Origin of the sequence: Streptomyces meridianus (assembly GCF_023703325.1) — a bacterium.
Classification (GTDB): Bacteria; Actinomycetota; Actinomycetes; order Streptomycetales; family Streptomycetaceae; genus Streptomyces; species Streptomyces meridianus.
This window is the reverse complement of record NZ_JAMQGM010000082.1, coordinates 1-12,252: the sequence shown is the minus strand read 5'-3', so window position 1 is coordinate 12,252 and position 12,252 is coordinate 1. Positions and strand designations below refer to the sequence as shown.

The 12,252-nt window shown below is 72.4% G+C and carries 11 protein-coding genes and 2 pseudogenes; 2 read left to right on the top strand and 11 right to left on the bottom strand.

What is annotated here, in order from left to right; translation table 11 throughout:
• The 3 genes and pseudogenes from M1E25_RS25430 to M1E25_RS25420 all read right to left on the bottom strand — a co-directional run.
• A pseudogene (locus M1E25_RS25430) lies at positions 1–168 on the bottom strand (IS5/IS1182 family transposase); the annotation flags it as partial.
• 144 nt (positions 169–312) lie between these two features.
• Positions 313–813, bottom strand: coding sequence for a hypothetical protein (locus tag M1E25_RS25425; protein ID WP_251419649.1), 501 nt, complete (start codon positions 811–813; stop codon positions 313–315).
• An 82-nt stretch (positions 814–895) separates the two neighbouring features.
• Positions 896–1,501 carry a helix-turn-helix domain-containing protein gene (locus tag M1E25_RS25420; protein WP_251419647.1) on the bottom strand — a complete coding sequence of 202 codons (606 nt, stop codon included), beginning with the start codon at positions 1,499–1,501 and terminating at the stop codon, positions 896–898.
• 181 nt (positions 1,502–1,682) lie between these two features.
• Here M1E25_RS25420 and M1E25_RS25415 point away from each other — a divergent pair, with 181 nt between their 5' ends.
• Positions 1,683–2,465: a class I SAM-dependent methyltransferase gene (locus M1E25_RS25415; protein ID WP_251419645.1), complete on the top strand. Its 783-nt coding sequence runs from the start codon at positions 1,683–1,685 to the stop codon at positions 2,463–2,465.
• Here M1E25_RS25415 and M1E25_RS25410 read toward each other — a convergent pair.
• The 3 genes from M1E25_RS25410 to M1E25_RS25400 all read right to left on the bottom strand — a co-directional run bounded on the left by M1E25_RS25410 (position 2,401) and on the right by M1E25_RS25400 (position 4,916).
• Positions 2,401–2,640 (bottom strand): DUF397 domain-containing protein, encoded by a 240-nt coding sequence (locus M1E25_RS25410; RefSeq protein ID WP_251419643.1) that lies wholly within the window; start codon positions 2,638–2,640, stop codon positions 2,401–2,403. The genes M1E25_RS25415 and M1E25_RS25410 overlap by 65 nt on opposite strands.
• A gap of 110 nt (positions 2,641–2,750) precedes the next feature.
• Positions 2,751–3,293 carry a type 1 glutamine amidotransferase domain-containing protein gene (locus tag M1E25_RS25405; RefSeq protein ID WP_251419641.1) on the bottom strand — a complete coding sequence of 181 codons (543 nt, stop codon included), beginning with the start codon at positions 3,291–3,293 and terminating at the stop codon, positions 2,751–2,753.
• Between the two features lie 105 nt (positions 3,294–3,398).
• A complete protein-coding gene (locus tag M1E25_RS25400) occupies positions 3,399–4,916 on the bottom strand; it encodes an acyl-CoA synthetase (RefSeq protein ID WP_251419639.1) in 1,518 nt (505 codons plus the stop codon).
• Between the two features lie 210 nt (positions 4,917–5,126).
• On the opposite strand from M1E25_RS25400, the gene M1E25_RS25395 reads away from it, so the two are divergent.
• Positions 5,127–6,914, top strand: coding sequence for a serine hydrolase domain-containing protein (locus tag M1E25_RS25395; RefSeq protein ID WP_251419637.1), 1,788 nt, complete (start codon positions 5,127–5,129; stop codon positions 6,912–6,914).
• A gap of 14 nt (positions 6,915–6,928) precedes the next feature.
• On the opposite strand, the gene M1E25_RS25390 is transcribed toward M1E25_RS25395, so the two are convergent.
• From M1E25_RS25390 to M1E25_RS25370, 5 genes and pseudogenes are all read right to left on the bottom strand, one after another.
• Positions 6,929–8,488, bottom strand: coding sequence for a phytoene desaturase family protein (locus tag M1E25_RS25390; RefSeq protein ID WP_251419635.1), 1,560 nt, complete (start codon positions 8,486–8,488; stop codon positions 6,929–6,931).
• A gap of 133 nt (positions 8,489–8,621) precedes the next feature.
• A pseudogene (locus tag M1E25_RS25385) lies at positions 8,622–9,644 on the bottom strand (serine/threonine-protein kinase); the annotation flags it as partial.
• Between the two features lie 145 nt (positions 9,645–9,789).
• Positions 9,790–10,587, bottom strand: coding sequence for a DeoR/GlpR family DNA-binding transcription regulator (locus M1E25_RS25380; protein WP_251419633.1), 798 nt, complete (start codon positions 10,585–10,587; stop codon positions 9,790–9,792).
• Positions 10,588–10,727: 140 nt separating this feature from the next.
• Entirely contained in the window at positions 10,728–11,759 is a 1,032-nt protein-coding gene (gene pdxA, locus M1E25_RS25375; protein ID WP_251419631.1) for a 4-hydroxythreonine-4-phosphate dehydrogenase PdxA, read from the bottom strand.
• Positions 11,756–12,130, bottom strand: a complete 375-nt coding sequence (locus M1E25_RS25370) for a nucleotide-binding domain containing protein (protein WP_251419629.1) — start codon at positions 12,128–12,130, stop codon at positions 11,756–11,758. The genes pdxA and M1E25_RS25370 overlap by 4 nt, the downstream gene beginning before the upstream one ends.
• Positions 12,131–12,252 lie beyond the last annotated feature (122 nt).

The following is a 12,252-nucleotide window of genomic DNA, read 5'->3' as shown; positions in this document are numbered from 1 at the left end:
CGCGTTTGGCCCCGTTGCGGAAAAAAGACCCGCGAACTCCACATCAGCGAAGACTGGCCCGAGCACATCCCGAACCCGGACGGCCAGGCACCCCTTCGGGAAGGCCGCGCGAGCCACCCTGACCGTCTCCTGCGGCACCCCGCCGGGCACACCAGGACGCAACGACATCTACCCACCCCAAACACAACGTCGGCCTGACCCACCAACGAGGGGATCAGGCCGACGACACGACGAAGGGGCATTCGCCAAAAGTGTCCGGCCGAGCAGCCGGGGCGGCCCCTTCGCCTCGGCGCCCGGCGCGGAGGAGGGAGGTCAGCGCTGCTGGAAGATCTCTGCGGGGAGCGGCTTGAGCAGCTGGTAGAGGTCATCCGTGATCGGGCGGTCCCAGCTCGCGATGGTCACCAGCACACCGTCGCTGCGGTCGAACTGGGCGCAGGACACGCGGCCTTCCGAGACCCTGATCCGGCGGACGATCAGGAGGTTGTCCTGGTGCATGATCGGGGTCTCCTCCGCCTCGACCACGTGCACCGGTTCCTCGTGTCCGAGAGCGGCCAGCAGCTGGGCGACCTCGAAGGGGACCTGGCCCTCGTCGAGTTCCCGGGCCGGGGAGCCCTCGGGGAGATTTCCGATGATCATTGCCGGTCCGCGGCCGCCGAACAGGTCGTAGCGGAGGAAGACGCCCTGGCAGCTCCCGTCGGGGGCGGGCAGCAGCCCCGCACCGAGGTTGCCCGGCCAGTCGCCGGGGTCCATGGCGAGGACGTCGAAGTCCGGCCCGGTGGGCGTGGCGGCGCTGCGGCGGCGGAGGAACGACATGCGGACATGGTACGTGCCCGGGCCGCCGCTCCGTCCGCACCGCCCGGGGGGACGGACTGCTGCCGGGGCCGCCGCACCGCTCTCAGTCGCCCTGGAGCGGGCCCGGCCTCGGGCGGGCTCGCAGGTGTGCGCGTTCCCCCTGTCGGCCGAACAGGCTGAGGAACTCGACCGGTTCGGGTCCTGCGGCTCCGAACCAGTGCGGCACGCGGGTGTCGAACTCCGCTGCCTCCCCCGGCAGGAGCTCGAGATCGTGGTCGCCGAGGACGAGCCGCAGGCGCCCGTTGAGGACGTACAGCCACTCGTAGCCCTCGTGGGTCTGCGGTTCGGGTTCCTTCGAGGGAGCGGCCGGGACGACGAGCTTGTACGCCTGGATGCCGCCGGTCCGGCGGGTGAGGGGAACCATGGTCATGCCATGGACGGTGACCGGCGTCAGATGGATGCGCGGGTCGCCGGTGGGAGGGGCACCGACCAGTTCGTCCAGTGTGACGCCGTGTGCTCGGGCCAGCGGGAGCAGGAGTTCGAGGGTCGGCCTGCGGGCCCCCGACTCCAGCCGGGACAGCGTGCTCACCGAGATGCCGGTCGTCGCGGAGAGCTCTGCCAGCGTGGCGTCGCGCTGCCGGCGCAGGCTGCGCAACCGGGGGCCGACCGCCCCGAGCGCTCGGTCGAGGTCGCAGTCCATGGCTCTCATTTTGCCGGACCGGCAATAATGTTTGCCTCTCTGCCCGGCCGGCCGCAGAGTCGGGAACGACGGCGCGACGGACTCCGGCGGTCACCGTCCGCCAGGCCGGTCGCGGCCCCGGACCGGCCGCGAGGTGTGGAGGCGGACGTCGCCGAGGCCCGTGACACCACCATCACGAAGGAGGGCGATCGTGCCCGGAGAGTTCGGCAGGGAGTTCTGGGAAGAGCGTCACCGCACGCGCAGCGCGGGCCACGGCGGGCCACCCCATCCGCACCTGGTCGCGGAGGCCGGGAGGCTCGCTCCGGGAACGGCGCTGGACGCGGGCTGCGGCGAGGGAGCCGAGGCCGTCTGGCTCGCCTCGCGCGGCTGGCGGGTGACGGCGGTGGACATCGCGGCCACCGCGTTGCACCGCGCGCGCGAGCACGCCGCATCCTTCGGCGCCGAGGTCGCGGGGCGGATCGCGTGGGTGCGAGCCGATCTGACCGTCCGAACACCGTCAGCGGGCGGGTTCGATCTGGTCACGACCCACTATGCCCACCCACGGACGTCGCATGCCGACCTGATCCGCAGCCTCGCCGAGGCGGTCGCCCCGGGCGGCTCGCTGGTCGTCGTCGGCCATCACCCGCCGGCTCCGGGGAACACGGACCCGCACACTGGGGCGCCGGAGGCCCACATCACGGCGGAGGAGGTTGTGACCTGTCTCGATCCCGGCCTGTGGGACGTCACGGTGGCGGAGGCCCGGGCACGGCCGGTCAAGGGGCACGACGGCCACGAGGCGGCGCTGCACGACACCGTCGTCAGCGCGCGCAGACGACATGCCCGGCAGGGGCACGACACCGCCGCGGAAAGGTGGTCGCCGGCCGCCGGGGACGCGTGCAGTGCGTACCCGGCAACCGGCGCCGGGCAGGTCAGGCGAGGTCGAACTCTCCGTCCCGTGCGCCCAGTACGAAGGCCCGCCACTCGGCCGGAGTGAAGACGAGCGCCGGGCCGTCGGGGTCGCGGCCGTCCCGCATGGCGATGTAACCGTCGACGAAGGCGATCTGCACATCGCCGTTGCCCTCGTTGCTGGACTGCCATGCGGCGTCGGTGAGGTCGAGCTGCGGCTTCGTGAAGCCCGCCGACGTCTGCTCCGCGCTGGTCTCCGCCACGTCCGTACTCCTCCCGTTGTCGGTGCGCGGCCAGCCTATCGATCGCAGCGGGTGACCGTGGGGCCACGGAGAAATCCGGACCGGCAGGTGTGACGCGGCGGAGCCGCCGATCAGGCGGCCGCTCCGGAGAGCCGGTTGAGGATCGCCTCGTCGAAGGCCTTCAGGTCGCCCGGCCGGCGGCTGGTGATCAGGGGGCCGGGCCCCGCGTCGCACACGTGTACCTGCTCGTCGACCCAGGTGCCGCCCGCGTTGCGGATGTCGGTACCCAGGCTCGGGAACGACGTCAGTGTGCGGCCGCGCACGACACCGGCCTCGACGAGCAGCCAGGGCGCGTGGCAGATGGCCGCCACCGGCTTGCCCGCATTGCAGAAACCCTTGGCGAACGCGACCGCGTCGGGCTGGAGGCGGAGGAAGTCGGGGTTGGCCACCCCGCCGGGCAGGATCAGCGCGTCGTACTCGGTCACGGTGGCGTCGGCGACGGTCTGGTCCACGTCGAAGGTGTCCGCCTTGTCGAGGTGGTCGAACGCCTGGATCTTCCCCGCCTCGGTGGACACCAGGCGGGGTGAGTGCCCAGCGGCGCTCAGTTCGCGCCAGGGCTCGGTGAGTTCGACCTGTTCGACGCCTTCCGGGGCCACGAGGAATGCGATCTTCACGTTCTCACGTCCTTCCGTCGTGTGGACGCCGGGCGTGCGCTCACGGTTGCGCACGCCGGGGATGCACGCCCGCCCGGTTACCCGAGGGCAGGGGTGCAAAACAGTTCAGCCGTCGAAGCGCTCCCGCAGCTCGCGTTTGAGCACCTTCCCCGAGGCGTTGCGCGGCAGAGCGTCGACCACGATCACGCGCTTGGGGGCCTTGAAGTGCGCGAGCCGCTCCCGGGCGTGGACCACGAGGTCCTCGGCGACGAGCTCGCCGCGCGGCACGACCACGGCCGTGACGGCCTCGATCCAGCGCTCGTCGGGGAGGCCGATCACCGCCGCCTCGGCCACCTGCGGGTGCTCGTACAGCACGTCCTCCACCTGCCGGGACGCCACCAGGACTCCTCCGGAGTTGATGACGTCCTTCACCCGGTCGACCACGGTGAGGTATCCCTCGGCGTCGCGGACCGCAAGGTCCCCGGAGCGGAACCAGCCGTCGCGGAACGCCTCGGCGGTCTCCTCGGGCTTGTCCCAGTAGCCCTCGCACAGCTGCGGGGACCGATAGACGACCTCGCCGGGCGTGCCGTCCTGCGTGTCCCGGCCGGCTTCGTCGACGACTTTGGCCTCGACGAACAGCACCGGCCGGCCGCACGAGTCGGGGCGCGCGTCGTGCTCCTCGGGGCGGAGGACCGTCGCCAGCGGTCCGATCTCGCTCTGCCCGAAACAGTTGTAGAACGCCAGGCCGGGCAGATGTTCGCGCAGACGCTGCAGCACCGGAACCGGCATGATCGACGCCCCGTAGTACGCCTTCCGCAGACCGCTGAGGTCGCGCTCGGCGAAGCCGGGGTGGTTCGCCAGCCCGATCCACACGGTGGGCGGGGCGAAGATGCTGTCGACGCGGCCGGATTCCACCAGGCCGAGGAGGGTCTCCGCGTCCGGCGCGTCCACGATGGTGTTCTCGGCGCCGACCGCGAGGTAGGGCAGCAGGAAGACGTGCATCTGCGCCGAGTGGTAGAGCGGCAGGGCGTGGACGGGCCGGTCCGACTCCTTCAGGTCGAGGGCGGTGACGGCGCTGACGTACTCGTGCACCAGAGCGCGGTGGGTCATCATCGCGCCCTTGGGCAGGGCGGTGGTGCCGGAGGTGTAGAGGAGTTGCACCAGGCTCTCGGCGTCCACGGCGGCCTCGTCGTCCGGCCCTGCCCCGGGGGCATCCGGGGGTGCGCTGTCCAACCGGGTCAGGAGGGCGTCGTCGGCGTCCCGAAGCGGCATCACCGGCACCGGGCCGTCGAGTCGGCCGGCGAGCCCGGGGTCGGCGAGCACCAGTGAGCATCCCGACTGCCTGACGATGTACGACAGGTCCTCGCCGGTGAGGTTGTGGTTGACGGGCACGTGCACGAGACCGGACCGGGCACAGGCCAGGAACCCGATGAGGTAGGCGTCGGAGTTGTGCCCGTAGGAGCCCACCCGGTCCCCCGGCTGCAGCCCGGCGGCCCGCAGCAACCGGGCCGCGGCCGAAACAGCCTCGTCGAGTTCACGGTAGGTCCAGGACCGCTCGCCGTAGCGGACCGCCGTGCGGCCGGGCACCCGTCGCGCGGTACGCCGCAGGACCCCGTCGACCGTGCTGCTGCGTACGCCTGTCATGAGGCGATCCTCAGGGGCCTCGGTACCGGGGTCAAGGCCGCCGCGCGCCGGGACCGCGACCATACGGTCCTCGACGCCGTGTCGCACCGCAGGTGCCGACCGGACGTCACATCGGCGGGCCAGCGTGGAGGGTTGACACACCCTGACCCCTGGAAGAAAGTTCCACCTGCTGTGTGCTGTTCCGAAAATTACTTTCAGGAGGGTGCTGCGATGTCCGGTACGCGAACCGGTGGGCTGAGCCGGCGGCAGTTCGGGGCGGGGATGCTGGCGCTCGGCGGATCACTGATGCTGCTCTCCGCGCCGTCCACGGCAGCCTTCGCGGCGGACCACGGCAGCGGTGGCCGGGCTCCCGTGCTGCGCCGCGGCTCCGCCCGGCGGGCGAAGCTGCTGGAGTCCCACCTGGAGCAACTGGTCGAGCAGGCACGGTCCTTCCTCGGCCCCTCCCCCGCACACCCCTGGTACGCAGGCGCCGTGATGCTCGCCGGCCGCGGCGCCACCGTCGCCCTCCACGAGCCGATCGGTCACGCCGTCCGCTACTCGGCGTACGACGAGAAGACCGACACCGGCGTCGAGTTCCCCGCCGGCCAGCAGATCCCGATGGCCGACGACACGGTCTTCGACCTGGCGTCCGTCTCCAAGCTGTTCACCTCGATCCTCGCCGTCCAGCAGATCGAACGGGGCAACCTGGAGCTGGAGTCGCCCGTCACCCGTTACCTCCCGGAGTTCGCGGGCGGCGGCAAGCAGGACGTGACGATCCGCCAGCTGCTCACCCACACCTCGGGATTCCGGGCATGGATCCCGCTGTACAAGGAGCCCACGCACGAGGCGAGGCTGCAACGGCTCTGGAACGAGGAGCTCGTCGCCGCTCCGGGGACGGCCTACCTGTACTCGGACCTCAACCTCATCTCGCTTCAGCTGGTCCTGGAGAAGATCACCGGCCGCGCACTCGACGTGCAGCTGAGCGCGGAGATCACCGGACCGCTCGGGATGGACCGCACCCGGTTCAACCCGCCGGCCGACTGGAAGCCGCGGATCGCGGCCACCGAGGACGCCCGGCTGCCGTGGTCCGGTCTGGACCGGGGTCTGGTGTGGGGCGAGGTGCACGACGAGAACGCCTACGCTTTCGGCGGAGTCGCCGGCCACGCCGGTGTCTTCTCGTGCGCCTGGGACCTGGCCGTGCTCTGCCGCACACTGCTCAACGGCGGAGCCTACGGACGCGAGCGGATCCTGTCCGCCGAGTCGGTCCGGCTGATGTTCACCGACTTCAACACGGACTTCCCCGGTGACGAGCACGGCCTGGGCTTCGAGCTCTACCAGCACTGGTACATGGGGGCGATGGCCACCCCGCGCACTGCCGGACACACCGGATTCACCGGCACCTGTCTGGTCATCGATCCGACCACCGACTCCTTCCTCGTCCTGCTCGGCAACTCGGTGCACCCCGTGCGCACCTGGCGTTCCGGGAGTGCTCCGCGGGTCGCCGCGGCGACCTGTCTCGCCCGCGCCGTCCCGGTGCGTCCGGAGCACGGGCCAACCGCCTGGTTCACGGGCATGGAGAACCGGACGACCGCGACGCTCACCCTGCCGGACGTGGAAGTCACCGGGGAAAAAGCCCGGCTGGCCTTCTCCCTGTGGTGGGACACCGAGCCCGGCACCGATCCGGTCCGGCTGGAGGGTTCCGCCGACGGCGGAACGACGTGGCAGCCGGTGCCGTTCGCGACGAAGCGGCGGGGCGAACCCGAGGACCAGCATCCCGGCGGATCCGTGAACGGCTGGTCGGGGCGGGTCTGGCACCGGGCGAGCGCGGATCTCACCGCGTGGCGGGGCATGCCCGTGCGGCTGCGGTGGCGTTCGGCCACCGACTCCCTGTACGTGGGCCGGGGCGTGTACGTGGACGGAATCCGCGTCGAGGACGGCGGCCGGGCCGTCTTCGACGAGGCCCGGCCGGCGGACGCTGCCCGGATCGAGGCCCTGGGCTGGACCGCGTCCGCCGACTGAACAACCCGCGGCGGCTAACGGCCCAGCACCGCCATGGCGGCGTTGTGGCCGGGAACGCCGCTCACGCCGCCGCCGCGGACCGCGCCCGCACCGCACAGCAGGACGTTCGCGTGCGCGGTCTCGACACCCCAGCGGCCGGTGCCGGACTCCTCGTCTGCGTAGGGGAAGGCGAGCTCCCGGTGGAAGATGTTTCCGCCGGGCAGTCGCAGGTCCCGCTCGAGGTCGAGCGGGGTCTTGGCCTCGATGCAGGGCCGGCCGTCGGCGTCCGTCGCCAGGCAGTCGGTGACGGGCTCGTCCAGGTGGGCGTCCAGCCGGGCGAGGGTGGCGGCCAGCAGCTCGTCGCGCACCGCTTCGTTGTCCTTCTCGAACAGCCGGGCAGGGACGTGGAGGCCGAAGAGGGTGAGGGTCTGGTAACCCTCGGCGGCGAGTTCGGGACCGAGGATCGACGGGTCGGTCAGCGAGTGGCAGTAGATCTCCGAGGGAGGCGCGGAGGGCAGTTCCCCGGCGGCGGCCTGACGGTAGGCCGCGGCCAGTTCATCGTAGCCCTCGGCGATGTGGAAGGTGCCCGCGAAGGCCTCGCGCGGGTCGGTCACGGGATCGCGCAGCTTCGGGAGCCGGCGCAGCAGCATGTTCACCTTCAGCTGCGCGCCCTCGGGCTTCGCCGGGGTCTCCTCCCCCAGCAGCCCCGCCAGGTGGTGCGGCGAGGCGTTCACCAGCACGTGATCGGCCCGGACGGTTCCGTCCCCGTCGGCCGAGCGGTAGCGGACCTCGGCCTGGGTCCCGTCGGTCTCGATGCCCGTCACCTCGTGACCGGTCACGATCTCGGCGCCGGCGGTGCGGGCGGCCGTGGCCAGTGCGTCCGTGAGCGCGCCCATCCCCCCGACCGGAACGTCCCAGTCGCCGGTTCCGCCGCCGATGATGTGGTAGAGGAAGCAGCGGTTCTGGGCGAGCGAGGCGTCGTGGGCGTCGGCGAAGGTGCCGATGAGGGCGTCGGTCAGCACCACGCCGCGGACCAGGTCGTCCCGGAAGCTCTCCTCGATCGCCTCACCGACGGGCCGCTCGAAGAGGGCACGCCAGGCGGCGTCGTCCCCGATCCGTTCCCGCAGGGCGGTGCGGGTCGGCAGCGGCTCGGTGAGGGTGGGAAAGACGCGTTCGGCGACCTGCTGGGTCATGCCGTAGAACCGCTGCCAGGCGGTGAACTCCCGGTCGGAACCGGTGAGTCGGACGAACGCGTCACGGGTGCGGGCCTCGTCGGCTTTGTCCACCAGCAGCCCGCCGGGTCGCCCGCCGCGCTCGGTCGGGGTGTAGGAGGAGACGTTGCGCTTGCGGACGGCGAAACGCAGCCCCAACTCGTCGACGATCTTCTGCGGCAGCAGGCTGACCAGGTAGGAGTAGCGGGACAGCCGGGCGTCGATGCCGGCGAAGGGACGCGTGGACACGGCGGCGCCGCCGGTGGTGTCCAGGCGTTCCAGCAGCAGGACGCTGCGGCCGGCGCGGGCCAGGTAGGCGGCGGCGACGAGACCGTTGTGGCCACCGCCCACGATCACTGCGTCGTACGAGTCACGATGAGGCATGGCTCTTCGTAACATGCGGTGATCGGCGAATGCCAGTGCGGAGATCACGCCGTCGGGTCGAGCCTTCCGCGGGTCTCTCCCTCCGTGCCGGCGTCCCGCGGCACCGGCCTCAGCCCGGCCTTCGCCGCCATCGCCGTCCCGTCCCGGCCCGGGCGAGGTTCCGGGTCCACACCCGGGTCAGGCCGTCGGGCGGGCCGACAGGGCCGGTGCGGCGGCGGGCCCGCGGGCCCGCCGTCATACCCCGGGACCAGCCGGGCAGGTCCGCCGCTCCGGCGGGGGCGGGGACCGGAACGGAGCCGGTCGCGCCCGCCGGTCCGTGAGCCAGCCGCGCGGCGACCTCCGCGGCGTCGCGTGGCCGGTCCGCGGGGTCCTTGGCCAGCAGGTCGAGCACGACCCGGTCGAAGGACTCGGGCAGTTCGGGCCGGTGCGTGCGGGGCGGGACAGGCAGGGTGTCACGGTGGGCGACCAGGATCGACCAGGTGTCCTCCAGGTCGAACGGGGGCGCCCCGGTCGCTATCTCGTACAGCACGCAGCCCAGGGAGTAGAGATCGCTCCGGTGGTCGACGGGTTCGCTGCCGCCGATCTGTTCGGGCGACATGTAGTGCGGGGTACCCAGAGCGATGCCCGCACCGGTCAGCCGGGACGACAGGTCGGGGTCCTGCCCGGGACGCGCGATGCCGAAGTCGCAGATCTTCACGGTGCCGTCGGCCAGCCGCATCACGTTGGCGGGCTTGAGGTCCCGGTGCACGATGCCACGACGGTGGGTGTACGCCAGGGCGGCGGACACCTGCTGGGCGATGTCCATGACCTCGGGCACGTCCAGCGGTCTGCTTCCGCCCCGGCTCATCAGTTCGGCGAGGTTGTGGCCGTCGAGCAGTTCCATGACCAGGAACATCACGCCGTCGTCCGTGCCGAAGTCGTGAATCACCGTGACCCCACGGTGCTGCAGCGCTGCCGCGACGCGGGCCTCCCGGCGGAACCGCTCCCTCAGGACCTCGAGGACCGACTCGTCCTGTCCGGATCCCAGCGGGTCGTGGCACTTCACGGCCACCTCTCGGCCGAGGGCTTCGTCGTGGGCGCGCCACACCGCGCCCATGCCGCCACGGCCGATTCTCTCGAGCAGGCGGTACCGGCCCTGGATGAGTCTGTTGCGCATCGCGTGCAGCCGCCCCCGTCGTCGCTCTCGGTGCTCCGGACCGCCCAGTATGGCTGTCCCGCTGGTGAGTGCGTAGGGCGAGGGCGTTCCGCTCACCGGTTCCGGTGCGAAAAGCGGGCCGCCGGGGCGGCCCCCGCGGGGGCGCTCAGGGCTGCGCCGGCACGGTCAGCACGTCGATGGGGCCGGTGGTGAACTCCCGCACGATCGCGGGGTCCGCGGACGCGTCCGTGACGAGTGTCCACGGGCCGGCGGGCCGCGCGTGGTACGGGAACGGGCCGGCTCCCAGCTTCGTCGCGTCGGCCAGCACGAGCACCTCGCGGCCTCGCTCGGCCATCAACTCCTTGGCGTGGGCCTGCCCGAGGCTCGGACACGACAGGCCGTTACGGGCGTCCAGCCCGTCCGCGCCGAGGACCGCCAGGTCGGGCGTGAGCCGGCGCAGGGTTTCCTCGCCCTCCGGCCCGAGGATCGCACCGTTGGGGCGGCGCACCCGGCCGCCGAGCACGATCAGTTCGATGCCGGGTGCGTCCGCGAGGTGGCGCAGCACGAGCGTGGAGTTGGTGATGACGGTCAGCCGGCTGCGCGACCGAAGGGCCCGGGCGAACCGTCCGGTGGTCGTACCGGCGTCGATCAGCACCACATCGCCGTCCGCGACGCGTTCGGCGGCGGCCCGGGCGATGGCTTCCTTCTGGGCGCGGTGGCCGGACTCCTTCTCGTCCAGGGTGCGTTCGGCGACGTGACCGCCGGCGACCGCTCCGCCGTACGTCCGGTGGACGTGCCCGTCCCCGGCCAGGTGCTGGAGATCGCGGCGGACCGTGGAGACGGACACCCCGAAGCGGGCGGCCAGACCGGCGATGTCGCCGCTGCCGTCGCGTACGTGGCGCAGGATCTCCTCGCGGCGCCGTTCGGTGCCGCGGCGCGGGGCGCGGGGACGGTCGACTGTCATCGCGGTCCTTCCGCGGGGGCCGGGCCGTCGACGGCGCCGGAGGGGTGGGACCGGCAGCCCGTGGGCCCGCTCACGGGTACGGATGATGTCAACTGCGGCTCCTTGCTGGGCGGGATCCGGGGGGCTGCGCGCACGGTGCGTCAGGCGCCTGAGCCGTACGTCTCCCGGATCCGGTCGGCGCTGCCGCTGAACTCCACGCCGGCTCGGAAGGCGGCTGCCATGGTGCCGGGTGACGCCTGGCCGGTTCCGGCGATGTCGAACGCGGTGCCGTGGTCGACCGAGGTGCGCAGGATCGGCAGGCCGACCGTCACCGAGACCGTGCCGTCGAAGTCGACGGTCTTGGCGGGGATGTGTCCCTGGTCGTGGAAGTGGGAGAGCACACCGTCGAAACGGCCCTGAAGGCCCTGGTGGAAGACGGAGTCCGCCGGGACCGGGCCGGTGACGTCCAGTCCCTCGGCCGCCGCCTTCTCCACGGCGGGCCGCAGGGCGGTGATCTCCTCGTCGCCGAAGTGGCCGTTCTCGCCGCCGTGCGGGTTGACTGCGGCCACGCCCAGGCGCGGCGCGTCGTGGCCGAAGACGCGCAGCGCGGTGACGGCGTGGCGGATGCTGTCACCCACGCGCTCCTCGGTGATCTGGTCGAGGGCCTTGCGCAGGGAGACGTGCCGCGTGGTGAAGAAGATCTTCAGCCCGCGCACGACGAACATGGTGTCGAAGTGTGCGGCGCCGGTCAGTTCGCCGAGCATCTCGGTGTGTCCCAGATGCTTCGCGCCGGCCGCCCAGATGGCCTCCTTGTTGATGGGGGCGGTGACGACTCCGTCCACGTCGCGGGCCACGGCGGCGCGGGTGGCTTCCTCGATGGCGGCGATCGCGGACCGGCCGGCGACGGCACTGACCGTGCCCCACTCCAGGTCGCCGCCGGCGATACCGAGGTCGAGGATGTCGATGCGGCCCGGGGCGAACCGCGCCTCGGCGACCGAACCGACTGCGTTCACCTCCACGTCGAGTCCGCACACCTCGACGGCTCGGCGCAGCACGGCGGCGTCGCCGACCGCGATGCCGTTGCCCAGTTCCGAGGTGGCCGGGTCGGCGAGGGTGCGGGCGACGATCTCGGGCCCGATGCCCGCGGGGTCACCGAGGGTGACGGCGAGGACGGGACGGCGGGTACTGGTCACGGGGACACCTCTTCTGTGCGGCATGCTGAACTCTGCGAGGGTCGGTGCGGTAGGTGCCGGGCCTGGTCCCGGGCGTGCATGGCGCGCAGCCGCTCGAGACAGGCCACGGCTGCGTCGGGGCCGCCGATCAGACCGCCCTTGGTGGCGAAGGCCAGTCCGTGGTGCGGTCCGCCCACGAGGTGACCGGCGACGGCGAGCGGGATCACCTCGGCCTCGATGGCGAAGCCGTCGGCGCCGAGCGCCGCGGTGACGGCCGCCGCGACGTCGCCGCCGGAGGTGTAGAGGCCCCCGGGTCGCAATGCGTCGACGGCGCGGACCGCGATGGCGGCGAGGCTGCGCAGGATGCGGTGCGCCGCGCCGGGGTCCCGCACGGCGCACGGGGCGACGCGCCGGCGTCGGCCGCCGCCCGCACCTCGCGCAGGATGCGGCGGGGCTCGGGGGCGGGCTCCGACGGGTCGACGGTGACCCAGCGGGCGCCGAGTACCGCTTCGCT

What these genes read in the sequence shown, in the direction of transcription:
- M1E25_RS25380 (WP_251419633.1), bottom strand. Translation starts at nt 10,587, where the DNA reads ATGACAGTCGACCGTCCCCGCGCCCCGCGCCGCGGCACCGAACGGCGC.
- M1E25_RS25390 (WP_251419635.1), bottom strand. Translation starts at nt 8,488, where the DNA reads ATGCCTCATCGTGACTCGTACGACGCAGTGATCGTGGGCGGTGGCCAC.
- M1E25_RS25420 (WP_251419647.1), bottom strand. Translation starts at nt 1,501, where the DNA reads ATGAGAGCCATGGACTGCGACCTCGACCGAGCGCTCGGGGCGGTCGGC.
- M1E25_RS25400 (WP_251419639.1), bottom strand. Translation starts at nt 4,916, where the DNA reads ATGACAGGCGTACGCAGCAGCACGGTCGACGGGGTCCTGCGGCGTACC.
- M1E25_RS25425 (WP_251419649.1), bottom strand. Translation starts at nt 813, where the DNA reads ATGTCGTTCCTCCGCCGCCGCAGCGCCGCCACGCCCACCGGGCCGGAC.
- M1E25_RS25395 (WP_251419637.1), top strand. Translation starts at nt 5,127, where the DNA reads ATGTCCGGTACGCGAACCGGTGGGCTGAGCCGGCGGCAGTTCGGGGCG.